A 26,570-nucleotide genomic window follows, 5' to 3' on the forward strand; every position below is an offset into this window, starting at 1 on the left:
GTCTCCCCCAGTCGGAGGAATTTTTATCGTTCGGAAGAGGAAATATGTGGGTCTCAGTTGGTCAACTGACCTGCGGCTCCTGTACGAACCACCAGACCGGAAGTACTGGTGTCACCGATATGCGAGCGAGCATGATTAGGGCAAGCCTCAGTCTCGCCCAATATCGATCGGGTATCGGATCCCGGATCTGTATGGACAGAGTCGGTCGCGGCGACGACTCGAAAAATATCCGCAAACTGGCAGCGACGGTGTTGAGAGGTCGGCAAAACACAAATTACGAGAAAGGGCGAGGTGTCTGAGGAGCGGCGAACCCTGCACCGGGACCAACCGATAGTGGAATTCGCTCGGGGCGTGGAGCAGGTCAGAACTGAAACGACCAGATCAACTTGCGAACTTGTCACCGCTTCCGCGCTGTGGGTTGCTCCAGTTGTTATCGGTCAAAACACGTTTGAGGCGCGCTTGTTCCAGGGCGTGCGTTGATTGAGATCACGAGCTGTGCCGTTAGGGCCTACCAGCCGAGAAGAGGACACGTTAGCAGCTGTAAACGGGCGATCGGACAAGGAACGAATTTGGTCGCCCGAAGTTGAGCTGCGAGCCAATAACGAGGTGCTACGATGGTTGAACATCAGCTGCCGAGCCGCCAAACGCAAGAACGGCCCGAAGTGCCTAAGACGCAATATGCCGAAGGGGGTCATCTCGACTACCCGCCGGTCGCCGATGCCGCAATTGCGCAACAGCGGAAGAAATTGTCACTGCCTGACTACACGCTTTTGATGAAACAATCCCTTGAGGGCCGTGCTTAAGCGCCCCGCCGGCAGTTCCTGCTTATAAGTTCGGCTGGAACGAGAGGCGCATGTGCTGGCGGGAGGTACAGCATGAGAGAAGTGTCACCGGCGGGGCTCAGCGATTCAAAGGATATACCGAGCCTATTGTCAAATTTGATTGAGGTTGCATATTACCCGCCTTGATTGTCCCCTTACGGTCTGGTGCTGTGAAGCTTAATCCTTGGAAAGAGTTCGAGCCGATTGTTCTCGTGTTCGAAAACAAGAAGAGGCTGATCAGTACCGCGCATGAGGCGGCCGCCGTACTGATCAAAGATTGGCCTGGTGACGACGGTGACGAGTACTGCGTAGCGGTCCGAACTTGCTGGGAAGTTATCCTCGGAAAGATGGACGCCTTTGAACTACGGCGCGCGTTGTTACGTGCCGCAGAAGAGGCGGGAATTGCTGCCATCGCGGCGGTGCATTGATCGACGTCACCGCTTGCGAACGGGACGCCGCTGCCCATACATTCAGATTTGTTGGATGCCCCTGCTCTCCTGGCCGGTGCCTATCCGTTCAAGCGGCCGGTCCGGCTCCTTGGCGTAACATTGTCGTCGCTGATCAATGACAAAGAATCCAAAAACGAGGAACAATCGCAACTCGGCCTCCGTTTCCGAGCAGAAGAAACTGGAGCAAATCAAGCATTGAAAGCCGAAATGTTCCTATCCTGTATTCGCGTTATCGACCTTGAAACTGCCGGCAACGGGCCGAGCGATGTCTGCGAGATCGGATGGCAGGACGTCGTTCAGGACAAAGATGGGCGGTGGGAAGTTTCGGAGGAGCGTGGCTCGGCGCTCGTGAATCCAGGCCGGCCGATTTCGGCCGACACCATGGCGATCCATCATATTCAGGATTACGAAGTCGCGAGCGCACCGTTCTGGAAGGATATCGCGCCCAGCATCTTGCGGCCACCGCACCCGATCGCCGCGCTAGCCGCGCACCGTGCTGCCTTCGAGCAGCGTCATTGCACGCCAAGACTGGCCGGCGTTACGCCCTGGATCTGCACGTGGAAATGTGCTTTGCGTATCTGGCCGGAGCTTCCAAGGTTTTCCAACCAGATGCTGCGTTATCAGCGCAGGCCCGAAGGCCTGATCCATGAGATCGGCCTGCCCGCCCATCGGGCCATGCCCGACGCCTATGTCACGGCCCATCATCTGCGTGACGAGCTAAATGCCGCTTCATTGGATGAGCTCCTGTTTTGGAGTTCTGAGCCGGGCTTGTTACCGCGGGTTCCGGCGGGTCCTGATCGCGGCAAAAGCTGGGATCGCCTATCTATGGAGACACTCACCGCCTTCACAAGGGATCGCGACGGCGACATTCGCTTCAGCGCCGAGACGGAGCTTCTGCGGCGAGGAGAGAAAGCACCCACGGTGTCGGTTCCCGCCCAGCAGACGCTTTTGTGACTGATTTGACATTACATGATGAGCCCGGACCGCCAACTTGAAGACACGCCATCCGATGATCGTGACAGCCCAAATTGCGGAGCATGATCTCATCCCTTTCGATCTGCTACGTCAGAAACATTTTCCCCAAGACCGGAATTTCCTGCGGGCTCATCTGACGATGTTTCACCGGCTGCCGGGCGAATATGTTGGAAGGATCGTCGCAAGCCTTCAATTTGTTGCGAAGGAGACGCGCACGATTTCGGCCCGCGCTAGCGGCGTCCGTCATCTCGGAGCCGGCGTGGCATTCACAATTGAAAGCACTGAGCTGAACTCGATCCGCGATGCCCTACGCAGCGATTTCGTCCACTGGTTGGGGTCACAGGACATGCAGACGTGGCGGCCGCACATCACGATCCAGAACAAGGTCTCCGTCGCCGAAGCGAACAAGCTTCATCGCGAACTCGCCGGCAATTTCCATCCCTACGACATCACGATTGTGGGTCTCGATCTATGGAGATATCTCGACGGTCCTTGGGCAAGCGAAGCCACAATGCCATTCGCTGATTAGTTCACTGATACCTTCAGAACCGTTTTATGGCTCGGATCCAATCGAAGGAAACTCGGACTGGGTACAAGTCTGGATTTGCTCCGCCTCCGGTCAAGGACCAAAGGCAGAGCGAACAAAGCCTGCCGTGGGAGGAGGGCTTAAGGAACCGACCAGCGTTCTGAGCCAAGCTGCAACATCTGCCATCGGCCCGGCGATGTTCGACGAACTTTTCAGCAGGCTTGGTAAGATCGAAGGGGCGTCCACGCAACTTCGCGGGACGTTGTCGAATACCTCGCACCCGACATAGTCCGTAAAACTATTTCCTGGGACATCAAGATGAACCGCATCCTCAAGGATGATGCGAACAAGAAGCAGGCTGAGGTGGATGTCGTAGCGATCAATGGCAATGCATCAATCACCTCTTCGAGTGCAAAGGCTACAGTCCTATGGCGAAATCCCGGACAGTGATTCTAGCGATGGTTACAGCACAACGTGCCGACGGCCTTCAGTGCCATTAAAAACCATCTCCAGGCTCGAGCGGGAAAAATGCAGGTTCGCTTCGGCTGATCAAGCCGCCTGAATGGATCCGTCTTCATATCGCTCGCCGAAATGCGGATCGGTATAGGCCCTCAGATCTTGCGGAGGATGTCCGAACATGCGCTTGAACGTCTGGCTGCAGGACGTCCGCGATCGGTATCCATTGTCTTCTGCGATCGTCGCGAAAGCGAGATCCGTCTCGATCAAGGCTCGGCGCACGCGCTGCATCCGCCACCGCGTCACATAGTCGAGAGGTGCGACACCCACGACGGACTTGAACTTCTGTGCAAATGACGACCGTGACATGCCGGCAGCCGATGCCATTGATGCGACCGACCAATCCGCGGCCACATTGTTGTGGAAGCTTCGCATGGCGCGCGAGAGCTTTGGATCAGCGAGACCAGCGAGCCAGCTTGCCTGGCCCGGGCCATTTTCGGCGAGATAGGCCCGCAGAGCCTGAACCAGAAGGATATCGGCAAGTCGATCAACGATCACATTCTCGCCGGGTGCGCCTCCACCCGCTTCAAGGCCAAGAAGCTCCAGCGTTCTCCGTAGCGGGCCGGCCCCCGGCGATGAGGCTTTGATATGAATGATCGGAGGTAGGGCGCTCCTCAGCCAGACGGCCCCTTCTTCGTCGAAAACGAACCGTCCGCCAATCACCACCTTGTCGATCGGACCGTCGCCCAACCGGATCGTTCCATCCTCGCCTCGCGCGCCAGCAAAATAAATGTTCCCGTCGATTTCCTGGGCGTTCTCCGAGTTCGAGGTCCTGTAGGGCAGGCCGTCCGTCAGCAGATAGCAGTCCCCAGGACCAAGCTCGATCGGTATCGGGTTCCCCTTGACCCAGAGTCGGAGACTGCCGGAGAGCACAGCCCCGAACTTGATGTGGTCGTATCCCGCGAACCTGAGAGCGTAGGGGCCGGAGGACTCGAACCGGATCGTGGCAACGCGCTGGACCGTGAACATCGTCAAAATATCGGACAGGGGATCCATTTTACACCTTTGGACGATTGGATACTCATTGCGGACTGTAGAAGACGTAGCGTCCATCGCGCAAGTTTCTTGATGGTGTTATCTGTCACTTCAACCGCAGGAGAGACAGATGCAATACAGTCAACTCGGCACGACTGGCACGTTCGTTTCCCGGCTTTGCCTTGGAACAATGACGTTCGGCGGGACGGCCAATCCCATCGGCAATCTCTCGTTGGAGGAGGCCGACCGGATTGTCGGCAGGGTGATCGATGCCGGCATCAATTTCATTGACACGGCGGATGTCTACACGGGCGGCGGTTCGGAAACCGTGCTTGGAGACGCGCTGTCCGGTCGTCGCGCAAATCTGGTTCTGGCCACCAAGGTCAGCAGCCGCGTCGGACCCGGACCGAACGATGTCGGCCAGTCCCGGATCCATATCATGGCCGGGCTCGAAGCAAGCCTGCGCCGGCTGAAGACCGATTACATCGACCTCTACCAGCTCCACAACTTTGACCGCTTCACACCTTTGGAAGAGACACTTGGCGCTCTTGACGATGCCGTCCGGCAGGGAAAGGTTCGCTACATCGGTTGCTCGAATTACATGGCTTGGCAGGTCATGAAGGGCTTGGGCATCTCAGATCTCAATCGATCTGCCCGTTTCGTCTCCGTGCAGTCCTACTATTCTCTGGCTGGACGCGACATCGAGCGTGAACTCGTTCCTGCGGTGACTGATCAGGGGCTTGGATTGCTATGCTGGAGCCCGCTTGCAGGCGGGTTGCTCTCGGGTAAATTCGACCGAAGCGGCACTGAGGACAAGGACTTGCGCCGCGCCAAGCTTCAGTTCCCACCTGTAGACACCAAGCGGGCGTTTGAAATCGTCGATGTTCTTCGCGACCTTGGTCCCAAGCATGCCGCGACGCCGGCGCAGATCGCGCTGGCTTGGCTCTTGTCCCGTAAAGCCGTGACAAGCGTCATCGTCGGCGTCAAGCGCCTTGACCAGCTCGAAGACAATCTCGGAGCGACTGGCGTCTCTCTCGACGCCGACGATCTGCAACGGCTCGACGCGGCCAGCCGACTGACGCCGTCCTATCCGGGATGGATACAGACCTACCGTGCAAATTCGCGCGTCCCGCAAGGCCATCCGTTTGCCGGCCCGAGCTGGGGACCGGGCGACGAGCCTGTCTGATTTCTCAACAATACGAACACATCAAGGAGATGATCATGAAAGCCTGGCAGATCGACGGGTTCGGGACCCCGTTTCAACTTCGCGAAGTCCCCATGCCGGAAGTGCGACCGGGCAGCGTCCTGGTCAAGATCGAGACGTCCTCGCTGATGTCGTATCTGAAGGAGTATGTCGAGGGGAAACTACCCACATATCGGCCACCACACGGCGCGTTCACGCCCGGCGGAAATGGATTCGGCACTATCGAGGCCGTCGGCCGCGACGTATGGCACCTGAAGCCCGGCCAGCGCGTCGTTCTGTCATCACACCTCGTTACCAGCGAGAATGTGGCTGACAAAACGCAGATCCTGATCGGTGTGACCAACTTCGGCGGCGCTGGCGAAGCCCAGATGGCTGACTGGCCTGACGGCACCCTAGCAGAATATGCGCTGTGGCCTGTCTCGGCCGTGACGCCTGTAGACGGCCTTGATCACATTCCAGCAGAAGAATTCTCGATCTTCAGCCGTTGCGTGGTCCCCTACGGCGGGCTCATTCGCGGCCGCTTGGCTGCAGGTGAGACTGTCATCATCAACGGCATCACCGGCGCTTACGGTACCGCCGCCGCACTTGTTGCGCTTGCCATGGGCGCGGGTAAGGTCATCGGCGCTGGACGCAACAAATCGAAGCTCGACGCAATCGCGAAGGCAACCGGTGGACGGGTAACAACGGTGGCGATGAGCGGTGATATCAAAGCTGATGGCGAAGCTCTCCGGGCCGCTTCCGGCGGCGGCGCAGAACTCGCTTTTGATATGGTTGGCCAGGCAAGCGATCCCAGCACGACGCTCTCGGCGTTGGGGAGCCTCCGGCGAAACGGTCGGCTTATCCTCATGGGCAGCATGACGGTGCCGGTACCAGTTGACTACATGCAGATGATGGGCAACAACCTGGAGATCATCGGTCACTTCATGTACGAGGCTGATGCACACCTGAAGCTCCTCAACCTTCTGAGGATCGGCCGTCTCGACATGAGCCCGATCAAGGCGAATGTCTATCCGATGATTGACCTGCCTAACGCAATGGAAATCGCCCGATCGGCCGACAGCCTCGAATGTGTAGTCGTTCGAAACGATCTTGGCTGATCTCGGCCGGGAACAGTATCAATTACCCAAATCTGAAAGGAGAACGCGATGAAGGTCGCTGACATGGTATTCCGTCTTTACGTGGAGACGGACCAGTTTGAAAGCACGATCGCATTCTACGAGACGGCCCAGGCAATCGCCTGCGAGCTGAAATTCGAAAAATACCGAAAAGCGCATCAAGGGCGCCAAGATCGGCAAGGTTCTGATCCTCGCCGGCGCCAAGGAGAATCTCGCAGCCGTCAACGATATCTCTGCGATTTTCTATGTCGACTCGCTCGATGCGTTCATTCCTTGGCTGAAGGATAATGGGGCGGTGATCTTGCATGATCCGGTGACCATCCCCTTCGGCCGGAACATGACTGTCCGCAATCCCGATGGCCTTGTCGTCGAATATTTCGAGCCAAAAGCTGCGCCGTGATCAAGCCGTCCTTCTCTGGCGCTCAACGGAACTGAAGCGTCAGATTTTATTTGACTGATCGTTCAAGAATTCATAACGTTCCGGTATGGCAAGACCAAAAGTTTTTGATCCCGACGTTGCCCTCGATGTAGCGATCGAGATTTTCTCTCAACATGGATATGAGGGAACCTCTGCAGCGGCGCTGACAGCAGGGATGGGCGTCGGTCGGCAGAGCCTCTATGATACATTTGGCGACAAATGGCAGCTCTATCTCATGGCGTTGCGCCGATACGTCGACAGAAGTGTTGCGAAACAGGTCAAGGAGCTCCGGGCAGCACCCAATGCTCTTGATGGTATCGCAGCCCACTTTTCTGTTCTTATCGATGAAGCCTGCGCATCGATCCGACCGGCGTGCTTGGGCGTGGGCGCGATTTGCGAATTCGGCCGCGAGAAGCCGGAGGTCACGGAAATCACCGACGCGTCGAACCGGGTTCTGACACGGGCGCTTACAGCACGCATCATGGAGGCCCAGGCGGCAGGCGAGATTGACGCTGAGTTGGATCCAGAAAGCGCGGCAGCGTTCCTGGCCGCTAACCTTGTTGCGATCAAAATGGCGGCCAGGGCAGGGGCTGGACGTCAGAAACTTCAGTCAATTGCAGCGATGGCTGTTCGAAGTCTGCGGTAATTTTTTTGGCTTATTCTGGAATGATCGTTCAATTACGGTATCGGATGGTCCGCTGCCTAGAAGGAGCATGAATGTGGTGAAGGCAATTGTGTTAAGACAGCGCGGAGCTGCCGAAACGCTCGTCCTGGAAGACATCGAAGCACCGGTTGCTCGCGCCAACGAAGCGGTGGTCGACGTCTCTGCGTCCGGCGTCAATTTCATGGATATCGGGGTTCGCAATGGACTACTCTGGAAGGACAAGGCTCTTCCGCTTGTTCCCGGGGTAGAGGGGGCGGGTACCGTCGCCGCAGTCGGCTCTGGCGTCACTGATCTTCGACCCGGGCAAAGAGTTGCCTGGGTTTACGGCCCCGGTAGCTATTCTAAGCAGATCGCACTTCCGGCCGCATCCCTCGTTCCTCTGCCTGACGACATTACGGATGAGACGGCGGCTGCCCTGATGATGCAAGGGATCACGGCAAGCCACTTCGCAACACGGTTCTACGAGACAAAGCCGGGTGACGTGGCGCTTGTGCATGCGGCAGCGGGCGGCGTCGGTTCCCTTGTCAGTCAGATCGTCAAGCTTAGGGGAGGAACCGTGATCGGCCGCGTCTCAAGCGAGGAAAAGATCGGTGCCGCCCGCGCAGCGGGCGCTGACCACATGATCGTCGATAGGGAGGGGAAATTCGCGCAGCAGGTTTTGGATCTGACTGACGGGAGAGGAGCCGATGTCGTCTTCGATGGTTCCGGTGCATCAACGTTTCAGGATTCAATGGGATCTCTGGCAAGACACGGCGTTCTCGCCTACTACGGCCCAGTACTCGGTGCTCCTCCACCGATCAACGTCGCCACATTGCCGCGTAGCATAAAGATCGGCTTCCCAACCTTTGCCGACCATATTCCTGATCGTGATGCGTTGCTGGAGCAAACCGCGATTTTGTTTGAATGGATCCGAAGTGGCGAGCTCAAGATCGAGGTCGGAAGCCGTTACGCGCTGTCGGACGCGGCTCTGGCTCACGCCGATTTGGAATCGCGCCGCACGACGGGTAAGCTCCTGCTAATTCCCTAATGTCGTCGACCCCTCCCGTAACTGTTTGAAGAAATTCACTTTCACGGGTCGGTGGTTCCAGTCCCTTCAACCCAGCCAGTTGCCAGACCGAACAGTCAGGCGGCGGCAACGGCCCTTGAATATCTAATCATTTGAGTTATATTAATGCTCAAAGGAGCACGGCAAGCGATGTCGTGATATTCATATGGAACCTGCAACAGCAAGAGTTACATCGAAGCGCGAAGTCAAGTCTGATCTCGATCAGATGACCCCGGAGGAAAAGCTTCTGCGGGCGATTTTCGGCGAGCCATCGGAACCCGCGCGTCGCGGTAAGCGGAAGAAGACTGTTTCTGTTTCCGACTTCGAGGAAATCTTTCGAGCACCGGCTTGGCAGCGGATTGAGATGATTCGAGAAGGGATTAGCGCACGAGATGTGAAGCATCTGCAGGAGCGGCTTGGCATACCTCAGAGTGTGCTTCTAGAAAGCCTCAGGATGTCAATCGCCACGTTGAATCGAAAGGTGAGTAGGCAGGAAAACCTATCCCCGGAGGATAGCGAGCGTGTGTTGGGCGTTTCCAAGCTCGTGGGCCAAGTTACCGAAATGGTAAAGCAGTCTGGCGATACAAAAGGATTTGACGCTGCAAGCTGGCTGGCCGGCTGGCTACAGCAATCCGTGCCGGCTCTTGGCGGTGCCCGTCCACTCGATTTCATTGATACGCTCGAAGGGCAGGCAATGGTGTCGCAATTACTCGCCCGGATGCAAAGCGGGGCCTACTCCTGATGCCCGCAGCGTGGCGGATCGCGGCGGACACTCCAGATTACGAAGCGGATGACCTCACAGGAACGGGTGCGAAAGTTACCGGAGGGCGATGGAATGCGCCGGGCTTCGCTTTGCTTTACTGCACGGAAAACATCTCCCTCTCGGCGATGGAGACGCTCGTGCATTTTGCTGCATCTAGCTTACCTTTAAACCGCTACCTCGTCAGAATCGACATCCCTCAAGCCCTATGGGAGGCAAGCGAGCGGCTGGATGCCAAAACGGCGCCGGTAGGATGGGATGCGCTACCAGCGGGGCGCGCCAGCTTGGCCTATGGCTCGACCTGGCTGGCTGAACGTCGGTCTGCCTGTTTGTTCGTTCCTTCGGTCATTGTACCCGACGAGTTGAATGTGCTCGTCAACCCGCTGCACCCAGACGCTAGTAAAATTTCAGCCATGAAGGTCCGCAGGTGGCTCTACGATTCGCGCCTGAAGTCGAAGGCCTAAATCACCTGCAGCCAACCAAGATCAGGCTTCGCGCCGATGAGGCGCGCTCGCGCCCATCGCTGCGTTGACCGTGCGGCTTACGCTCGGAACCGCAAGAATGGCTTGTAGAACCTGACGTCGTACCCTTCGGTCGAAGTACGCAGTTGCGGATCGCAATGAGACCAGACCTCCGCTTGCATGTCGACGATCGCCAGCATGCCGGCGACATTTTCGCCGAGGTTTGCCAGATGCTCCAGTCGCGCGGCGGGATTCACGAACTCTTCGTACACGACTGTTTCGGTCTCGTTGTCATCGAAAAGATGTCGTAGCGGATCGTGCCCGTGTCTTTTTCGCGTGCCAGCCTGATGCTGTCTGCAGCGATGCGCTTGAATTCCTCCAGGCTGCCGACTGGGACGCTTCGAAGGCTGGAGCCATTACGGAAACTGCGCTCCAGCAGAACCCCGATCTCTGTGGCATCATCGACGTCCGGGATGGACAGGGCATCGGAACCGGTGCTGCGATCAAGCGGGCCGGCAAGCAGGATCAGATTCATCACCTCGGGGGCGGCGCGCAGAGCAGGTGTGATGGTCTGTTGTACGGCACCTATTAGATGGTCATCAACTACGACGTCCCGGGCATGGGCCGCGACGCCTCGTGACGGCAATGTCGCGCTCGGACGCCGCGCCGTCACTCACGGCTCAACGCCGAGCCGATCAGCGATGTGATCTTCTCCGTATCCGCTGGAGTCGCCGGATTGTAGACACACAGGCTGAGATCCGTCCGGCCGTCGACCGAGAAGGTCGAATATTCAAAGGCGAGCGGGCCGAGAACCGGATGGCGGATGCGCTTGATGGCCTCGCCATAAATCTCGCGAACATCGTTGTTACGCCACATAGCCCTGAACTCGGGACTGAGTCGGCAGAGCTCATCGACGAGAGGCTCGACCTCCGCCGCGGCCCCGGCACGCGCGGCCTCAACACGGAATGCACCCACGATGTGGCGTGCCACGCTCTCCCAGTCATACTGCAAGGCACGGGAACGCGGATCGAGGAAGACTACGCGCAGCACATTGCGCTGGTGCGGCGGCAGCGAGCCATAGTCGCCCGGCATGACGGTGGCCGCCCGGTTCCAGGCGAGCACGTTCCAGATCGCCGTCCCGGCTCAGTTTAGCAAGGCAATGAGTTCCTGCATGGATGCCATGTCGCTACAACAAGACGGCGACAAAGCTCGCGGAGCTTTCGTTGATGCTGCCCACACCGCGGGGATCCGGGTTTTACCCGATTGATTTCGTGGGCCTGGTTTGTCTCTGCGCTCCAACGCCACCGCTCAACCATGGACATCTCCTGCAGCTCAGTTGGCGACCGTTGCATCTGCGCTATCTCCAATTGGAAACATGGGAGTCGACAGATGAAGGTCCAAAAATTCAGTGTATCTGACGCAAAGCTAGTCAAGTCGCCTGGACAGAATGCCAATATCTATGTCGGAAATCTGATCGACGAGAAAAACGGCGGCCCTGTCACTATCGGTTACGGCAAATACGCTCCTGGTCAGACGCTCACCGAAAAAATGGCCGTCGATGACACGATGATAGTCTTGGAAGGCCGGCTATCCGTTTCCACGCGCGATGGCACCGTCACGGCAGGTCCAGGCGACATCGTCTACATGCCCAAAGGGGAGGCGGTGACTATCTCGACGGAGGGGGAGGGCGCGCTCACTGCTTTCGTTACATATCCGCACTGGGCGGAAGCCCATAAGGGATGAGACGTCATAGTTACACAGCTTGGCATTGCCCAAGCATCCGTCCGTCTGGAGTCTCCAGGAGACGCGCTTGCTAAAAATTTACCGCGATACCGATGGCACCGTCATGTCGGGCGGGGCCGATGAAGATTTGCCGGGCCATGTGATCTGGATGGACCTACTCAATCCCGATGAAGAGGAGATCGACTTCGTCAGACGCCGGGCGAAGGTGAGAGTGCCGACGCGCGAGGCTCTGAGCGAGATCGAGGCGTCAAGCAGGCTGTCGAAGGAGGGTAATCGGATTTATCTCAGTGCGCCGGTCGTCGCACACGCGACGCTCGAGCACGCAGAGCTTTCCCCGGCAGGTTTTATCGTCGGCCCCGATTTTCTTATAACGGTTCGTTACGAGAGCCAGCCCGCTTTCGATGCTGTTGCTGAAAGGCTGGCGCAGGACGAAACCCTGGCCAGCGGCATGGGGGTCTTCGTGGCGCTGCTCGAGGCGATCGTGGACCGCGGTGCAGACGTTCTGGAACATTTGGCGACTGCGGTCGACGAGGTGTCCAAGACGGTCTTTAAGGGAGACCTCAGGGGCTCGGCATCTCCTCGCAGCGCCAATTTCACACTCCGTCGAGCGTTGTCCAAGGTAGGCGCTCTCGGAGACCGATCCTCAAAGGCCCGAGATGTGCTCCTTGGCGTCGGTAGAATGGCCTCGTTCACGCTGGATGTATGTCACGACATGCTGTCGGATGAATTCCGAGATCAACTCCACGCGGTGGCGAAGGATGTTGCTTCGCTGAGCGACTACGAGACACACCTTTCCGATAAGACGCAGTTCCTCCTGGACGCCGTCCTGGGCTTCATCACCATCGAACAGAACGACATCTTCAAGGTGCTGACAATCGCATCTGTCGTTGGCGTGCCGCCCACTTTGATGGCCGGAATATGGGGAATGAACTTCAAGTTCATGCCAGAGCTGAATTGGCCTTGGGGATATCCCTTCGCGTGGGCCATCATCATCCTAAGCGCCGTCGCACCACTGCTTTGGTTCTGGCGCAAAGGGTGGTTTTGAGATTGCAGAAATTCGAAAGCCCACGGAGATTGGCTCCACCAGGCACTCTCGGATCCCGGCCTTAATCTGTTGAGACGTCATCCGCTGGAGAGATTTCTACGTCGGGCGTCAGAGGAAACCGATCGGATCAAACTTACAATGCCTTCCTTCCGAACGGCCGTGCTCTTCACGTGCGCGAGGTCGCCCGAGGGAAGGGGGCGTCGGGAACTCTCGAGCTTGGGATTGACTGCTTCCGCGCCCTTGAAGAAGTCGTCCATTGAGATTGACAGCGCTTGTGCGATCTCGAACAGAACGCTGGCACTAACGCGGTTGGTGCCCTTTTCGTATTTCTGAACTCGCTGAAACGTCTCGTCACGGTTTTCCAACGGAGGCTATCCGCACGTGCGAAGAGGAAAGACTATTGGGTCGCCAGGTCCGGATATTCGGCAACAGCGGCCACCACGAAGTCTATGACCGCACGGACCGCAGGAGTTTTGTGAAGGTCACGGTGAACCAAGAGCCATATGTCGCGTGCGAAGTGTGGTACACGCTCGTTGATCCGAACTAGATCGCGATCGCGGTCGCCAATAAAGCAAGGCAAACCTGCCACGCCCACTCCTGCCCGCACGGCGATTAGGTGTTCGCTTGAGTAAGTCAGTTCACAGACGATCGGACGTCGGCCGGCTATGCCGACCAGCCACGATTGTGCCGGCGTATCGGCAAAAGTCTGGTCCCACCCTATGAACTCCCAGCGGTCGGGGGCGGCCAGATGAGCATAGGAACGGTGTGCATAGAGCCCAAAGGCCATTGTCCCGATCTTCCGTGTCACGCTGCTGATCTCCTCCGGCCTGATGAACCGTACAGCGACATCAGCCTCTCGACGGCTCAGCGAAACCCGCTGCGGTTGCGAGGAGAGCGATAGCCGGATGTCGGGATGCTTCTCCCTGAAACGCGTCAACTGGTCGGTTAGAAGATGCGTTACGAGCACGGGTGGAGCGCTCAGCGTGATCCGGCCAAAAAGCGGGGCGTGAGCGGCTTTCGCCAGACGAGCGATACCATCAGCCGCAGTCTCCATTTCCACGGCCCGGTCGAAAACCTGCCTGCCCACGCTGGTGAGACGGCAGGACCGCGGCAGGCGATCCACCAGTTTCACGTCAAGGTCGGCCTCCAGGGCGGCAAGCCGCCTGCTTACAGTCGCGTGATCCACCTTGAGGCTGCGGGCAGCGCCAGACAGCGTGCCGCTCTGAGCAGCTGCGAGGAAATGCCGAACGTCTTCCCAGTCAATCATCTGTGCAGAATCTCCAGGCTTACCGGCATATATACCGAATTTTCGCAGGGATGCCATCCATGTACTTTGGGCGTCAGAATTTATCATAAGGAAGGCGAACATCATGACCGGACAACGCTTCAAGATCGGCATCGTTGGCGTGCAGCCTGGAAGGAGCTGGGCCGCGCGCGCCCATATTCCGGCTTTGCGCTCTCTCTCCGGCACCTTCGAGATCGTCGGGATTGCCAACACCACCCAGGTCAGTGCCCAAGCGGCCGCAGCCGAAACGGGGATATCAAAAGCCTTCGCCGGCGTTGCCGAGTTGATCACATCCCCTGAGGTCGACATTGTCACTGTCGCGGTGAAGGTACCCCCACATTTCGAAATCGTGAAGGCCGCGATCGAAGCGGGCAAACATGTCTATTGCGAATGGCCGCTCGGAAATGGATTGGCGGAAGCCAGCGAGATGGCTGCGCTGGCCAAGGCACGAGGCGTCCTTGGCGTGGTGGGAACCCAAGCGCGTTTCGCGCCGGAGATCGAGTACCTGAGAAATTTGATCCTCGACGGCTTTATCGGCGAGGTGCTGTCGACGACCTTGGTAGCGCGAGGCGGGACTGCACTCGGCGGCGGCACTATTCCTGACGCGAAGACCTACGGATATTTGCTGGACCGCGCCAATGGTGCAAATATGCTGACGATCCCAGTGGGGCATACGCTGGCGGCGCTGAGGCATGTGTTAGGCGACATCGTGGAAGTTTCTGCTGTAGTAACGACACGGAGACCCATGGTGACAGCAATCGATACCGGTGAAACGTTACCGGTATCGGCACCCGACCAGGTGCTTGTGAGCGGGGTTTTGACCGGCGGCGCACCCATTTCTATCCATTACCGCGGCGGCGCGCCGCGGGACGGCGATGGGTTGTTTTGGGAGATTCATGGGAGCGAGGGCGACATCCGGGTCTCTGGTTTGTCGGGCCACGTGCAAATGGTGCCTCTTTCACTGACGGGTGCCCGCGGCAGGGAGACAGCATTCCGTGCGCTTGAGATTCCCGCCACGTACCGGGCTGGTTGGCCGGAGGATGTCGAGCCTGGGAATGTCGCACGCCTCTATGCAAACATGGCCCAGGATTTACGGGAAGGCACTCATACTGCGCCGAGCTTCGAGGACGCAGTCGCAGTGCATCGAGTGATTGACGCGATAGAGAGAGCGGCCGAAAGCGGACATCGCGTTGTGCTGTCGTGAGGGATTACGTTTTATGCCGTGGGGCTAACACCGAACGTCTACCGCTTCGTCGGCGCTGCCCGCTTGCCATGAAGCTGGCGCTGGAGATCGCACGTATCTTCGATGTCATCAACCGGAGCCGACCACCAGAAACGCAGGATCAGCTTCCGTGTTGGTTTTGGCCGCACTGTTCAAGACGGCGGACGTTCAATCCGGACGCGGCTACGAAAATCAAAACGGAAGCCCGCGTTGCGGCACGGAGACGGTGTCGCCTCGGAAGACATTAAAATCGGCATCGCCATTGCGCCGCTCATGGCTGCCAAGCCTATGAGCACGAACTTCAAAAAGCCGCTCATGACAGCTCCTCCAATCGAACTTCAACCTCAAGCGCTGGGCTTTGTTCCTTTCTCCAATCGGATCGTACGCGGGTATGATGTCCCTATACCCGCGACTGATTTCAGCCACACAACTCGGACGGCATAGTCCCGCCAATCGAAGCGGTGCCAATTATTAGTGCTTAATGGAGGGAATTATGGTTCAAGATCACTTGCCGCTCGCCGGAAAGGTCGCCTTGGTCACGGGTGGTTCGCGCGGCATGGGAGCGGCGATCGTCAGACGGTTCACCAGGGATAGCGCGCACGTTGCCTGCAGTTACTCGTCGTCCAAGGACAGCGCTCTTGCGGCTCGATGGCGTTGCTGACGGCGTCGATGCGCCTAAACCTAGTGAAATAGATCGGGGAGCTCAGACATTGCAATTCTTCGCAATCTCTCGGCTTCCGAAGCATCGATCGATCGGTAGGGAAACCGCAGACGAGTTGCCACGGGTCCCCAATTGCCGATCGCACTCAGCAATTTGTCGAGGGCAGCGTTCGAAAAACCTATGTTTTGGCGGAAAGGGACGATATGATTGTCCATGAATGCGCAGATGCGTCGCTCGAGATCGAGTGCGGCATCGATATTGCTGCGCATCGACGCCGTCCACTTTTGCGCGCCGCGGGGACTGAGGCAGGCGACATTGGAAAACGAGCCTGCCGCCACACCCTCCTTCGTGCCGGTTGCAAGATGGTGGCCGGGAACGAAGAGAGACTGGCCTGCAAGATGACGACGAGCCTCTGCATACCAGGAGCTGTCGCCGTCGGCGAGCTTGATGCCGCTCACGCCAGGCACTGACGCGCAGACCACACCCAGTTCCTTGGGCGTGAGGACGCGCTTTGCATGTGGCGGATTGTAAAGGATGAGCGGAATTCCATCAGCCGTTTGCGCAGCACGGTTCAGGAAGTCGACCGCTTCGGCATCGGTGAGCGGCCACCAGTCTGGGAGTATCACCTGAATGGCGGCGGGACGTAGTGCGCGGGCCCGACGGACGCGATTGAGCATGATCAGCGGGTCGGGCTGGCAGGCGCCAATCACAAAGGGCATCGAGGCTGCGCTGCAGCGCTCGGCCAGCAACGCCTGGATCCTGTCGAACTCCTCCTCAGTCTGATTGTGGAATTCACCGGCGGTGCCGTTCGAATAAATGCCATCGACCTTGGCGTCGATGAGGATGTCGATCTCCTCGCCGAGCTTGTCGAATTCGATGCTATCGTCGGGCGCAATCGGCAAAAGCAGGCTAGCCCAGTTTCCGCGGAGGGTTGGTTGCGACGTCTTCGCATTCATCACTTGTTTCCCTGTGGCGTCAGTTCAGTTGAGATCGTCGCGGATGCAGGCCTTGTATTGGCCTGGCGCGACCTCCCGCAGTTGAGGAACTGTGGCGGCGCAAACATCGAGCGCGCTCGGACAGCGCGTGCGAAAGACACAACCGCTCGGCGGATTGGCCGGGCTTGGAATATCGACTTTGAGGATCTGCCGGTCACGCCGGGCATCCGGATCGGGTGACGGAATGGCGGAGAGCAGCGCGCGCGTATAGGGATGCTGAGGCCTCGCATAAAGGTCGGCGCTCGGTGCGATCTCCATGATGCGGCCGAGATAGAGCACGATGACCCGGTCGCAGATATATTCGACGACAGCAAGATCATGCGAGATGAACAGCATGGTCAGGCCGAGTCGTTGCTGCAATTCGCGCAGAAGGTTGATCACCTGCGCCTGGATCGAGACATCCAGCGCGGAGACCGGTTCGTCGGCGACGATGAATTCGGGCGACAGGGTCAGGGCGCGGGCGATGCCGATGCGCTGGCGCTGCCCGCCGGAAAACTCATGCGCGTAGCGATTGATCGCATCGGCCGGCAGCTCGACCTGCGCCAGGGCGGCTTGGGCTCGTTCAAGCCTGTCGCGGGCCGATCCGATCCCTTGGATCTTCAAGCCTTCCGTGAGGATTTCGCCGATCGTCATGCGCGGTGACAGGCTGGCGAAGGGGTCCTGGAAAATATACTGCATGCGCGGCCGTTGCCGCCTAAGCGCCCAAGCGGAGAGGTCTGTCAGTTCTTTCCCATCGAAACGGACGCTGCCGGACGACGGTTCGACGAGCCGAAGGACGGAGCGCCCGATCGTGGTCTTTCCGCTGCCGGATTCGCCGACAAGCCCGACGACTTCACCCTTGCCGATATCGAAGGAGATGCCTTGCAGGATATTCAGCCGTGCACCGCGGGACGTATAGTGTTTCGAAAGGTCACGGACGGAGAGCAGGGGTTCGCTCATCTAGATCTCCTGCCATCTGATGCAGCGGCTTCGATGCTGCGAATTGATCTTGTCAAGCGCTGGAACCGCGGCGCGACAGGCATCGACCGCGAATTTGCAGCGCGGCGCAAAAGCACAACCGCTCGGCATGTTCATCAGGCTCGGGACCATGCCGGGAATGGCTGCGAGCTTTTCACCCGCCTGTTTCATCCGTGTTGCGTCGCCAAGCCGTGGCATGGAGGCGAGCAGGCCCATCGTATAGGGATGCTTTGGATTGCGGAAAACCTCGCCGACCGGTCCCTCCTCGACGATCCTGCCGGCATACATGACCGCGACGCGATGGGCGATTTCGGCGACGACGCCGAGATTGTGCGTGACGAAGAGCATCGCCATGCCGCGCTCGCGCTGCAGTTTGAGTAGGAGATCGAGAATCTGCGCCTGGATCGTCACGTCGAGCGCCGTGGTCGGCTCGTCGGCAATCAACAGCGCCGGATCGCAGGCGAGCGCCATTGCGATCGTGGCGCGTTGGCGCATGCCGCCGGAGAGTTCATGCGGGTATTGGCCGGCGCGGCGTCTGGCGTCCGGTATGCCGACGCTTTCAAGCAGCGCGACGGCGGCATTCATCGCTGTCTTGCGGTCGGCGCCGCGATGGATGCGGATCGGCTCGGAGATCTGGTCGCCGATCGTGAAGACGGGATTGAGGCTCGACATCGGCTCCTGAAACACCATGCCGATGTCGTCGCCCCTGATCCTGCGCATGCTCTCCTCGTCGAGAGAAACAAGATCCTGGACTGCACCGGAGCGCGTCGTCAGGCGGATGCTGCCCGCGGCGATCACCCCGATGTTGCGGGTGAGCAGTCGCATGACCGAGAGGCTAGTCACAGACTTGCCGGAGCCGGATTCGCCGACGAGCGCGAGCGTCTCGCCGGCGGCGACCGTCAGGTCGATATCGTTGACCGCCGTGATCTCGCTGCCGCGGACGCGGAAGATCGTTCGCAGTCCCTTGATGTCGAGTACGGGTTCGGCGGTCTGTTCCATCGTCCGGCTCGGTTCAGTAGGCCGGTTGCGCGCAGGATTTCGTCGATCCGCGCGGTTTCGGCCTCGTTCAGGGAGGCACGCGGCCGCGGCATGACGGCGGAATCGATGATGCCGAGGCTGCGCATGGCTGTCTTGAAGGCGCCGATGCCCGCGGCGCCGCCGCTGACGCGGCCCTGTGCGACCCAGACGATTTCGAACAGGTGGCAGAGTCGCTCCTGCTCCTTCTTCGCGGCGACCCAGTCGCCGCGCTGCGCGGCATCCCAGAGGCGCACATAGCCGTGCGGATCGACATTGGCGATGCCGGGAACGACGCCGTGGGCGCCCATCAAAAGGGCGTTGTCGACGACGATCTCCGAGCCGGTCATCAGGAAGATGTCCTTGTGTTCGGCAAGGTCGAGGAGCGCATAGCGGAAGTTGCCGTCGTCGCCGCTGGAATCCTTGAGGCCGATGATGGCGCCTTCTTTGGCAAGGGTGACGACGGTCTGGCGCTGCAGCTTGACGTGAACGCAGACGGGAATGTCGTAGGCGACAAGGGGGACGTCCACGGCGTCGCGGATATAACGGAAGTGATCGAGAATCTCTGACTGGCTGGTGACGGTGTAGAATGGCGCCGTCACCACCACCGCATCGGCGCCGGCCGCCTTTGCGACCTTCGAATGGGCGATGACCCGATCGGTGGTCGGATCTATGACGCCGACGATCAGCGGCACGCGGCCATTCACCACCTTGGCCGAATGTTCGATGATTTCCCGCCGGGTCTTTTCGTCATGGAAGACCACTTCGCTCGTTGAGCCGAGTACGAAGACGCCATGGCAACCGGCATCGATCAGATGCTCGAGCACCCGCGTATAGGAGGGATAGTCGACGGTGAAATCCGGATTGAGCGGTGTTACGACGGGGGGGACGACACCCTTGAATTTGGTCATTTTCGCTTCTTTCGATTGTCAGTTCAGTTCGGCACGCGGGTCGAAGGCATCTCTGAGGCCATCGCCGATGAAGTTGATTGCAAGCACGGCAAGGATGAGCGCAGCGCCGGGGAAGAGCCATTGCCACGGATATTGTTCGAGCACGGCGGTCGAGCGCGCCGCGTTCAGCATGTTGCCCCAGCTGGCCGCCGGCGGCGCAATGCCGAGACCGAGGAAGGACAGGCCGGCCTCCAGCAGGATGGCATTGGCGATCTGCAAGGTCGCATAGACCATGAGAATATCGATCGAGTTCGGCAGGCCGTGGCGAAAGAGCAGATGCCCGATGCCGGCGCCCATGCCGCGGGCGGCCATGACGAAGTCGCGTTCACGCAGTTCCAGCAGCCGGGAGCGGATCATCCGCGCCAGCACCGGCCAGGAGAGCAGCGAGATGACGAGCACGGTCGGCCAGATGCCGGTGCCGGCAATCGAGGCGAGCACAAGCAGGAAGATGACGGGCGGCAGGGTCATCACGAGATCGACGAAGCGCATCGAAACGGCGCCCGTCCAACGTCCTGCAAGCGCCGAGATGGCTCCGAAGAGGAAGCCGATGACCGCGGAAAGCGCAGTCGATGCGATGGCGACCAGCAGCGAAATCCGGCCGCCTTCGAGCACGCGCGCAAAGACATCGCGACCGACGCCGTCGGTTCCGAACCAGTGCTTTGCCGTCGGGCCGCTGTTCATCGCCAGAAGATCGATGTCGTTCGGCTGGAACGTCCACCAGAGCGGATAGGACAGGATCAACAGCAGCATCGGAACGGCAATGCAGACGCCGGCAACGGCTGCGCGGTTGAGCAGAAAGCGGCCGAAGGCGCGGGCAAGCGGCCCCGGGCTGCGGCGTTCAGGAGAGCGGCGAGGATTACGCCGCCTGGGCGGCAGCTCTTTATCCATTCAACCTGACTGGTCATCCCGCCATATCAGTCCCATGCGGCTTTACGTCTGTCGCGCTGCCGATCGGTATCCAGTTCGTTACGCGCTGGCATGAAGAATGGCGCCTGTTCGATATCGCGGCCAGATTGCCGCAAGCGACAAGGAGGCCGCAGCTTTGACGACATTTCCGGAAGATCGCGATCCTGTTGTGCCCGCGTCCCTTGCGCTAGCCAGCGACAGCGTGACTTCGCCGCGGCTGTTATTCGATCGTCTATCGCCGATGATTGCCGGGCTGGTTTTCCTTGCCCTCTGGGAAGTATGGGTCCGTTGGCGCGGCATCCCGCCTTATGTCCTGCCCGCGCCGAGTGTTATTTTTCTTTCGCTCAGAGCCAATTTAGTCGACCTGTTGCGCGCACTTGGTAATACGGCGCTCGTAACCTTGGCGGCCTTCATGCTCGCGATGATGAGCGGCATCGCGCTCGGTATCTTGATCGCGCTTTACCGGCCGATCGAAAGGATTGTCTGGCCCTATGCCGTTGCGCTTCAGGTCACGCCGGTCATCGCGATCGCGCCGCTGGTAATCATCTGGGTCGGCCTATCGAGGGTCTGGCTCGCTTTGCTGATCCTTTCGTGGCTAGTCGCCTTCTTCCCCGTATTGTCAGCGACAGTATTGGGGATAAAATCGGTTGATCGTGGCTTGCAGAATGTCTTCACGCTCTATCGGGCGAGCCGATGGCAACGCCTCATCCGACTGCAGCTTCCTGCAGCCCTGCCGTTCATACTGTCTGGCGCGCGGATATCCTCCGGTCTTTCCGTCATCGGAGCTGTGGTTGCCGAATTCGTAGCAGGCAGCGGAACATCCACCGGGCTTGCCTGGACGATCGTGCAGAGTAGCACCATGCTCGATGTCCCGCGGATGTTCGCCGCGCTCTTCCTGCTTGCCGCGTTCGGCATCGTACTCTGGTATTGCATGACCAGGCTGTCCTCCTTCCTTCTTGGCCACTGGCATGAAAGCGAGCTGAAAGATGATAGATGAGCTGCATGCAAACGCTAGCGCGCCTATAGCCGCTCGGCTGAGAGGGCTGACCAAGCGATATCCGAACGGCACGCTGGCAATCGACAGGCTGGACCTCACGATCCACAAGGGCGAGTTCGTCAGCCTCCTCGGACCTTCCGGGTGTGGCAAGTCGACCGTTCTCTATATTCTGGCCGGACTCGCCGCTGCGACAAACGGTGGTGTCGAACTGGCGCGGCGTCAGCAACCCGACGACCTTGGCAACTCAGTCGGTTTCGTGTTTCAAGAGCCGAGCCTAATGCCCTGGGCGACCGTTACCGAGAACGTCGCATTGCCATTGGCGTTGAACGGCTCGGAGACCACCGCGGCTTCCGACGTCAATCGTTGTCTCGCAATGGTCGGGCTGGAAGGGTTTGCGGATGCGTATCCAAGAGAGCTGTCGGGCGGCATGAAGATGCGCGTCTCGATCGCCCGGGCTCTGGTGACAAAGCCAGAGGTGCTTCTGCTTGATGAGCCTTTTGGCGCGCTCGACGAAATCACCCGCACAAAGTTGCATGACGATCTTCTCAAGATCTGGGCAGAGACCGGCTGTACCGTGATCATGGTGACCCATAGCATCACCGAGAGTGTCTATCTTTCCGATCGCGTCGTCGTGATGGCGCCCCGGCCGGGGCGCGTCAGCGGATCTGTCAGAATCGGTGAGCCTCATCCACGAGCAAAGGCGTTCCGCATAAGTTCCTCATTCGCCACGGCCACAGAACAAGTTTCCTCACTTCTGGACGAGGTGGCTTCTGAACCGGCTGTTTGATCAGTCGAGGCGGCTTTCCGCGCCGTAAGTCTCGCGGGAGTTCTCCAGATAACAGAGAGTGACAGCCATTTGGAATCCGGACGTGGCAGAGGCAAGGTTGGCATTTGGCTCTTGCAAGCTACTCGGCTGCGGCCCCCACAAGAACGCCCAAAATTACAAGTGCTCAGCGAGCATGAGGCACGCTGATGGTTCGAGTCCGTTCAAGGCGGCTGGAACCTTACGCAAAATTTTGCGGTCGCATCATTTGCTAAAAATCGAAATGACACGCCTATTGATTTGCTAGCTAGGCAACAGTCTCCGGTTCAACGGTAGGCACCGCTCAAGAAGGTGGGCCACAACTAGCAATCGGCAGTCACTTCCGGACGCGGCGGTCAGTTGGAGTCCGACTGGAAAGTTCTCACTGAAGCCGCAATGCACGGAGATGCAAGCCGCGCCGGTGAGGTTTGCGTGGGAAAGGAATAGAATTTCATCATCACCATCGGCGGAAAGGGCCGGATCGGCTGCAGGCGCGATGAAGGGGATCGTCGGCGTTAGGATCGCGTCGACTTCGGCAGATCTCGTGATTAACTCGTCATGCCAGAGCTGCTGCAGATGCTTCGCCTTGAGATAGCGCGTGGCTGGCTGTCTGAGACCGGCGCGGATCTGCTGTCTTGTACCGGCGGCGTAGCCCTTGGGATCGCTCCTGTAAATGTTCTCGTGAACGATGGCTGCTTCCGGCAGCAGGATGTCGAGCAGGGCCGACGCCATCGCCTGCGGCTCGGGCAGATCCACGGCAAGGAATTCCACGCCGGCAGCCGCGAGCCGGCGATAGGCTTCAGCAAGAACTTCTCGCACACCCGGCTGGATGGCCGGGTGGTTCCATTGTGCGTCCACGATGCCCAGTCGTAGGCTACTTGTATTCGCGGTCGGATCCGGCTGATCGCCGGCGTCCGTAGACAGAACCGAAAAGACCAGCGCGGCATCGCTGACATTGCGGGCCAGCAAGCCGAGATGGTCAAGCGATCGGGACAGTGGAAAGACGCCTTTCAGCGATAGCGCGCCGAAGCTCGGCTTGAAGCCGACGATACCACAATAGGAGGCGGGCGCCCTGACGGAGCCTCCAGTATCGGTTCCCAGCGCCAGCGGCACTATACCGGCAGCCACGGCGGCGGCCGATCCGCCGCTCGACCCGCCTGCGGTGCGCGCCGTATCGAAGGGGTTGTTGGTCTGGCCAAAATCCGGATGGACAACACCGTAGGCGAATTCCAGGAGATTGGTCTTGCCAAAAATGATCGCGCCCGCCTCACGCAGCAGCGCCACGCAGGTCGCATCCTCCTCGGGGATGCGAGGTGCAACCGCTTTGGTCGCGTAGCCTGTGGCGATACCCGCAACGTCGATGATATCCTTGATGGCGACAGGAATCCCGTGCAGCGGTCCCTTATCCATGCCTGACTTCAGTTCCTCCGTCGCTACGCGCGCCTGTTCGAGGACGTTGTCACGCATCGGATCGATGAAGGCGTTGAGCTGAGGGTCGAGCGCTGCCAGCCTGTCAAGCGCCGATCGGCAAACCTCAAGTGGCGTCAATTCCCCGGAACGATAGGCAGCGCCAAGCTCTTTGGCGGAAAGAAAAGCGATATTATGACGCATGGCGTTACCGGCTGATGGCGCTGATGGGTTGGGGCAACCAAGCATGCCTGTAGGAGCAGCACAATGATGGCTGCGGTCATCATCCGCTCAAAAATGCGCAAGAACAGCGGAGACGAGTTCTCTTTCAGTGGTCACGTCCAGCTTCTCGTAAAGCCTCAACTTGTGATTCTTGACACTTCCGACGGTAATATCAAGACGCTCGGCGATCGACGCATTGTGCTGGCCCTGCAGGCACAGCAGAACGATCTGCTTCTGCCGGCCTGTCAGGCTGTGCAGCCGGCTGAACTGTTCCACCCGCTCCGGGAGGTCGCCGGCGTTCCGGCGCAGCACGTAGATGTCGGCGCCTGTAAGGATGGCATCATGTGACGCGCCTGTCAGGCGCAGCAGCGACCAGCCGTCGCGGCCCATCGTTTCGGCCACTCGGTTGCTGCCGATCTCGCTCGGTTCCGGCTCGCGCTCGAATGCCTGAGTCGCGGCATGCGACCAAGTTTCGGACTTATAGAGCACAGTGTTGTTGTCGCTCAGGATCATGATTTCGGATTTGCCGAGATCGTTCCGGTGCAGCAGCAGTGCCAAATGGCGATCGATTGCCCGTAGCATGTGCAGATGATGCATTTCGATCAGCATCTGCTGCAGCTCGTGTGCCAACGCAATCTCCTCCCGGGAGAAAATGCTGTTCTGACGGTCGAGGCAGAGTGCAAGGAAGCTGCGGTCGTTGAGAGGGAAGAGTAGGGCCAGCTCGTCGGCTATCCGCAGCGTCTTGTCGAGATACCGACGGTAGGCATTGTCCAGATCGCCGCTGTTGCGCAGGTCGTTGAGGCTGATGGCATTCAACAAACGTTCCGTCCAGCGGCGCGGCAGCGGATCGAGCTGCCAGAGCGTGTCGGCATAGGCTGCCTTGGCGCTGGCTCCCATGCCGTTCTCCGATACGATGAGAGGCCTCGACCGATCTTCGTATCGCGCCACGATCCAGAAATCGCAGGGAATCATCTGGCGCAGCAGCTCTACCATGCTCTCATAGAAATCCGGGCGTCCGATCTTGGAGATAACCTTGGACATGGTCGCCGCAAAGCCCTGGGGCAGGGAATTGCCCGCAGTCAGTACCTGACTTTCCATCATACAACACACCGTCTCACGAGCACGGCTATCCAAAGCAATTTTCATGCCCTTTCGGGACGGACGAGCTCGACCGCAGCTTCCGGGGTGACTGCAGTCACTATTGGGGGTAATCAGCGCCTAGTTTATTGTCGGTGCATAATTTCTAAGCAACAGCGTTGGTCTACCCGCTGCTGGTAAAAGGGAACAAGAGAATGTCGACCGATATCAAGAAGCCAGGCATGCCGTTTCAGCTTTCCCGCCGGGATCTGCTGCGTCACGGCGCCAACGCCGCCATGTTCGCAGCGGTTGCATCGCAGGTGGACTTCACCAAACCCGCCTTCGCAAACGATCAGAAGTTGACTGGGCCGCTGAACGTTCTCGCCTGGGCAGGCTACGACGATCCCGATCTCATGAAAAGCTTCACCGACCTCACCGGCGTCGAGCTGAACGTAAAGGAGGCTGAAAGCAATGGCGCCCAGCTCAATCTCGTGCAGGCCGGCACCGTCAAGTTCGACGTGATCAACCCCGATGCTGTATGGACCTCCAAATTCGCCGAGGCGGGCCTAACTTTACCGGTGGATACAGCGAAGCTGTCGTCGCTCGACGAGACAATCCCGATGTTCCGCAATCGACCGGAGACTATGTACAACAACGAGGTCTACGCGATCCCGACCCGCTTCGGAGTCAACGGTTTCGTGTTTTGGCCCGACAAGATTTCTGCCCAGTCGGCAACCGATGCCGAGCTTGCATGGGATCCGTCGCTGAAGGGTCGCGTCGAGATCATCGACTGGCCGGAGCTCTACCTCTGGATGGTCGGCCTTTGGAATGGTCTGAAGACCCCGGAGACGGCAACGGGCGACGAACTGCAGAAGGTTCTCGCCAAGATGACAGCATTCCGACCGAACATGCGCGCTCTGCAGGCTGATATGGGCACGGTCAAGACCGATCTGACCAACCGCGAGGCATGGATGGTCTGGGGCTCGTCCAGCGACAACGTCCGCACTACCGCACGTCTCGCCGGCGCCAATGTTGATCTCGTGATCCCAAAGCAGGGTGGCGCCATGTGGATGGAATCGCTGCAGATCGTCCGCGGCACCGAACATTTGGCGTCCGCGCTCGCCTACATCAATTACATGACCAGCGCCAAGGCGATGAAGCAGATGGCATGGGGCGCCGACAAGTTCGCGGTCACCAATGCCAAGGTCAAGGACCTGCTGACCGCCGATCAGGTCAAGGCGCTCGGCCTCGACAAGATGGAAGAATGGGTCTCGCAGTGCACGATGGCCAAGGCACCGGTGGACGATACCGGCTGGGCCGACGCCTGGCAGACATTCAAGACCGCCTGATCCGGCCTG

General features: G+C 59.1%; 31 protein-coding genes and 3 pseudogenes. 20 read left to right on the plus strand and 14 right to left on the minus strand.

What is annotated here, in order from left to right:
* The first annotated feature begins 614 nt into the window (after positions 1-614).
* The 5 genes from ACR9ZQ_RS05385 (at position 615) to ACR9ZQ_RS05405 (ending at position 3,221) form a co-directional block, all read left to right on the plus strand.
* Positions 615-803, plus strand: a complete 189-nt coding sequence (locus ACR9ZQ_RS05385; protein WP_113325639.1) for a hypothetical protein — start codon at positions 615-617, stop codon at positions 801-803.
* 188 nt (positions 804-991) lie between these two features.
* Positions 992-1,249 carry a DUF982 domain-containing protein gene (locus tag ACR9ZQ_RS05390; protein WP_310390007.1) on the plus strand — a complete coding sequence of 86 codons (258 nt, stop codon included), beginning with the start codon at positions 992-994 and terminating at the stop codon, positions 1,247-1,249.
* 120 nt (positions 1,250-1,369) lie between these two features.
* Complete coding sequence (locus tag ACR9ZQ_RS05395) at positions 1,370-2,224, plus strand: exonuclease domain-containing protein (protein ID WP_481427142.1); 855 nt, start codon at positions 1,370-1,372, stop codon at positions 2,222-2,224.
* Positions 2,225-2,261: 37 nt separating this feature from the next.
* A complete protein-coding gene (locus ACR9ZQ_RS05400; protein WP_310390004.1) occupies positions 2,262-2,774 on the plus strand; it encodes a 2'-5' RNA ligase family protein in 513 nt (170 codons plus the stop codon).
* A 315-nt stretch (positions 2,775-3,089) separates the two neighbouring features.
* Entirely contained in the window at positions 3,090-3,221 is a 132-nt protein-coding gene (locus ACR9ZQ_RS05405; protein WP_477922669.1) for a hypothetical protein, read from the plus strand.
* Positions 3,222-3,320: 99 nt separating this feature from the next.
* Here ACR9ZQ_RS05405 and ACR9ZQ_RS05410 read toward each other — a convergent pair whose 3' ends face one another.
* Positions 3,321-4,283, minus strand: coding sequence for an AraC family transcriptional regulator (locus tag ACR9ZQ_RS05410; RefSeq protein WP_481427143.1), 963 nt, complete (start codon positions 4,281-4,283; stop codon positions 3,321-3,323).
* Positions 4,284-4,392: 109 nt separating this feature from the next.
* Here ACR9ZQ_RS05410 and ACR9ZQ_RS05415 point away from each other — a divergent pair, with 109 nt between their 5' ends.
* The 6 genes from ACR9ZQ_RS05415 to ACR9ZQ_RS05440 all read left to right on the plus strand — a co-directional run bounded on the left by ACR9ZQ_RS05415 (position 4,393) and on the right by ACR9ZQ_RS05440 (position 9,932).
* Positions 4,393-5,448: an aldo/keto reductase gene (locus ACR9ZQ_RS05415; RefSeq protein ID WP_481427144.1), complete on the plus strand. Its 1,056-nt coding sequence runs from the start codon at positions 4,393-4,395 to the stop codon at positions 5,446-5,448.
* 35 nt (positions 5,449-5,483) lie between these two features.
* Positions 5,484-6,563: a zinc-binding dehydrogenase gene (locus tag ACR9ZQ_RS05420; RefSeq protein WP_481427145.1), complete on the plus strand. Its 1,080-nt coding sequence runs from the start codon at positions 5,484-5,486 to the stop codon at positions 6,561-6,563.
* 503 nt (positions 6,564-7,066) lie between these two features.
* Positions 7,067-7,645 carry a TetR/AcrR family transcriptional regulator gene (locus tag ACR9ZQ_RS05425; RefSeq protein WP_481427146.1) on the plus strand — a complete coding sequence of 193 codons (579 nt, stop codon included), beginning with the start codon at positions 7,067-7,069 and terminating at the stop codon, positions 7,643-7,645.
* Positions 7,646-7,721: 76 nt separating this feature from the next.
* Complete coding sequence (locus ACR9ZQ_RS05430; RefSeq protein WP_477922848.1) at positions 7,722-8,690, plus strand: quinone oxidoreductase family protein; 969 nt, start codon at positions 7,722-7,724, stop codon at positions 8,688-8,690.
* A gap of 184 nt (positions 8,691-8,874) precedes the next feature.
* On the plus strand, positions 8,875-9,450 hold the full coding sequence (parS, locus tag ACR9ZQ_RS05435; protein ID WP_477922678.1) for a type II RES/Xre toxin-antitoxin system antitoxin: 576 nt from the start codon (positions 8,875-8,877) through the stop codon (positions 9,448-9,450).
* Complete coding sequence (locus ACR9ZQ_RS05440; RefSeq protein WP_481427147.1) at positions 9,450-9,932, plus strand: RES family NAD+ phosphorylase; 483 nt, start codon at positions 9,450-9,452, stop codon at positions 9,930-9,932. Before parS ends, ACR9ZQ_RS05440 begins: the two co-directional genes overlap by 1 nt.
* A gap of 77 nt (positions 9,933-10,009) precedes the next feature.
* Here the strand turns inward: ACR9ZQ_RS05440 and ACR9ZQ_RS05445 are convergent, their stop codons facing one another.
* The 3 genes and pseudogenes from ACR9ZQ_RS05445 to ACR9ZQ_RS05455 all read right to left on the minus strand — a co-directional run.
* On the minus strand, positions 10,010-10,186 hold the full coding sequence (locus ACR9ZQ_RS05445; RefSeq protein ID WP_481427148.1) for a hypothetical protein: 177 nt from the start codon (positions 10,184-10,186) through the stop codon (positions 10,010-10,012).
* Positions 10,183-10,602, minus strand: a complete 420-nt coding sequence (locus tag ACR9ZQ_RS05450; protein ID WP_481427149.1) for a hypothetical protein — start codon at positions 10,600-10,602, stop codon at positions 10,183-10,185. Before ACR9ZQ_RS05450 ends, ACR9ZQ_RS05445 begins: the two co-directional genes overlap by 4 nt.
* A pseudogene (locus ACR9ZQ_RS05455) lies at positions 10,599-11,066 on the minus strand (MmyB family transcriptional regulator); the annotation flags it as partial. The pseudogene ACR9ZQ_RS05455 and the gene ACR9ZQ_RS05450, both read right to left, overlap by 4 nt.
* A gap of 22 nt (positions 11,067-11,088) precedes the next feature.
* On the opposite strand from ACR9ZQ_RS05455, the gene ACR9ZQ_RS05460 reads away from it, so the two are divergent.
* The 3 genes from ACR9ZQ_RS05460 (at position 11,089) to ACR9ZQ_RS05470 (ending at position 12,717) form a co-directional block, all read left to right on the plus strand.
* On the plus strand, positions 11,089-11,196 hold the full coding sequence (locus ACR9ZQ_RS05460) for a DUF982 domain-containing protein (protein WP_477922849.1): 108 nt from the start codon (positions 11,089-11,091) through the stop codon (positions 11,194-11,196).
* A 122-nt stretch (positions 11,197-11,318) separates the two neighbouring features.
* Complete coding sequence (locus ACR9ZQ_RS05465) at positions 11,319-11,672, plus strand: cupin domain-containing protein (RefSeq protein WP_405049791.1); 354 nt, start codon at positions 11,319-11,321, stop codon at positions 11,670-11,672.
* A 67-nt stretch (positions 11,673-11,739) separates the two neighbouring features.
* Positions 11,740-12,717 (plus strand): magnesium transporter CorA family protein, encoded by a 978-nt coding sequence (locus tag ACR9ZQ_RS05470; protein ID WP_477922685.1) that lies wholly within the window; start codon positions 11,740-11,742, stop codon positions 12,715-12,717.
* Positions 12,718-12,794: 77 nt separating this feature from the next.
* Here the strand turns inward: ACR9ZQ_RS05470 and ACR9ZQ_RS05475 are convergent, their stop codons facing one another.
* Entirely contained in the window at positions 12,795-13,082 is a 288-nt protein-coding gene (locus ACR9ZQ_RS05475; protein WP_481427150.1) for a helix-turn-helix domain-containing protein, read from the minus strand.
* A gap of 32 nt (positions 13,083-13,114) precedes the next feature.
* Entirely contained in the window at positions 13,115-13,984 is an 870-nt protein-coding gene (locus ACR9ZQ_RS05480) for a LysR family transcriptional regulator (protein ID WP_481427151.1), read from the minus strand.
* Positions 13,985-14,087: 103 nt separating this feature from the next.
* Here ACR9ZQ_RS05480 and ACR9ZQ_RS05485 point away from each other — a divergent pair, with 103 nt between their 5' ends.
* Positions 14,088-15,206, plus strand: a complete 1,119-nt coding sequence (locus ACR9ZQ_RS05485; protein WP_481427152.1) for a Gfo/Idh/MocA family protein — start codon at positions 14,088-14,090, stop codon at positions 15,204-15,206.
* A 170-nt stretch (positions 15,207-15,376) separates the two neighbouring features.
* Here ACR9ZQ_RS05485 and ACR9ZQ_RS05490 read toward each other — a convergent pair whose 3' ends face one another.
* On the minus strand, positions 15,377-15,541 hold the full coding sequence (locus tag ACR9ZQ_RS05490) for a hypothetical protein (protein ID WP_162748193.1): 165 nt from the start codon (positions 15,539-15,541) through the stop codon (positions 15,377-15,379).
* A gap of 176 nt (positions 15,542-15,717) precedes the next feature.
* Between ACR9ZQ_RS05490 and ACR9ZQ_RS05495 the strand changes: the two are divergent.
* Positions 15,718-15,867: pseudogene (locus tag ACR9ZQ_RS05495) on the plus strand (SDR family NAD(P)-dependent oxidoreductase); the annotation flags it as partial.
* 38 nt (positions 15,868-15,905) lie between these two features.
* Here the strand turns inward: ACR9ZQ_RS05495 and ACR9ZQ_RS05500 are convergent.
* The 5 genes and pseudogenes from ACR9ZQ_RS05500 to ACR9ZQ_RS05520 all read right to left on the minus strand — a co-directional run bounded on the left by ACR9ZQ_RS05500 (position 15,906) and on the right by ACR9ZQ_RS05520 (position 20,689).
* Complete coding sequence (locus ACR9ZQ_RS05500; RefSeq protein ID WP_481427153.1) at positions 15,906-16,841, minus strand: dihydrodipicolinate synthase family protein; 936 nt, start codon at positions 16,839-16,841, stop codon at positions 15,906-15,908.
* Positions 16,842-16,865: 24 nt separating this feature from the next.
* A complete protein-coding gene (locus ACR9ZQ_RS05505) occupies positions 16,866-17,819 on the minus strand; it encodes an ABC transporter ATP-binding protein (RefSeq protein ID WP_481427154.1) in 954 nt (317 codons plus the stop codon).
* Positions 17,820-18,836, minus strand: coding sequence for an ABC transporter ATP-binding protein (locus ACR9ZQ_RS05510; protein WP_481427155.1), 1,017 nt, complete (start codon positions 18,834-18,836; stop codon positions 17,820-17,822).
* Between the two features lie 11 nt (positions 18,837-18,847).
* Positions 18,848-19,762, minus strand: a pseudogene (locus ACR9ZQ_RS05515) (dihydrodipicolinate synthase family protein); the annotation flags it as partial.
* Positions 19,763-19,780: 18 nt separating this feature from the next.
* A complete protein-coding gene (locus ACR9ZQ_RS05520; protein WP_481427156.1) occupies positions 19,781-20,689 on the minus strand; it encodes an ABC transporter permease in 909 nt (302 codons plus the stop codon).
* Positions 20,690-20,712: 23 nt separating this feature from the next.
* Here ACR9ZQ_RS05520 and ACR9ZQ_RS05525 point away from each other — a divergent pair, with 23 nt between their 5' ends.
* From ACR9ZQ_RS05525 to ACR9ZQ_RS05535, 3 genes are all read left to right on the plus strand, one after another.
* Positions 20,713-20,847, plus strand: coding sequence for a hypothetical protein (locus ACR9ZQ_RS05525; RefSeq protein WP_481427286.1), 135 nt, complete (start codon positions 20,713-20,715; stop codon positions 20,845-20,847).
* 101 nt (positions 20,848-20,948) lie between these two features.
* On the plus strand, positions 20,949-21,704 hold the full coding sequence (locus tag ACR9ZQ_RS05530; RefSeq protein WP_481427287.1) for an ABC transporter permease: 756 nt from the start codon (positions 20,949-20,951) through the stop codon (positions 21,702-21,704).
* On the plus strand, positions 21,694-22,491 hold the full coding sequence (locus ACR9ZQ_RS05535; RefSeq protein WP_481427157.1) for an ABC transporter ATP-binding protein: 798 nt from the start codon (positions 21,694-21,696) through the stop codon (positions 22,489-22,491). Before ACR9ZQ_RS05530 ends, ACR9ZQ_RS05535 begins: the two co-directional genes overlap by 11 nt.
* A gap of 279 nt (positions 22,492-22,770) precedes the next feature.
* Here ACR9ZQ_RS05535 and ACR9ZQ_RS05540 read toward each other — a convergent pair whose 3' ends face one another.
* Both ACR9ZQ_RS05540 and ACR9ZQ_RS05545 read right to left on the minus strand, forming a co-directional pair.
* Complete coding sequence (locus ACR9ZQ_RS05540) at positions 22,771-24,117, minus strand: amidase (protein ID WP_481427158.1); 1,347 nt, start codon at positions 24,115-24,117, stop codon at positions 22,771-22,773.
* Positions 24,118-24,204: 87 nt separating this feature from the next.
* Positions 24,205-25,236: a helix-turn-helix transcriptional regulator gene (locus tag ACR9ZQ_RS05545; protein WP_481427159.1), complete on the minus strand. Its 1,032-nt coding sequence runs from the start codon at positions 25,234-25,236 to the stop codon at positions 24,205-24,207.
* A 191-nt stretch (positions 25,237-25,427) separates the two neighbouring features.
* On the opposite strand from ACR9ZQ_RS05545, the gene ACR9ZQ_RS05550 reads away from it, so the two are divergent.
* Entirely contained in the window at positions 25,428-26,561 is a 1,134-nt protein-coding gene (locus ACR9ZQ_RS05550) for an ABC transporter substrate-binding protein (protein WP_481427160.1), read from the plus strand.
* Positions 26,562-26,570 lie beyond the last annotated feature (9 nt).

Source organism: Rhizobium sp. KNZ14-9A, from assembly GCF_056755015.1.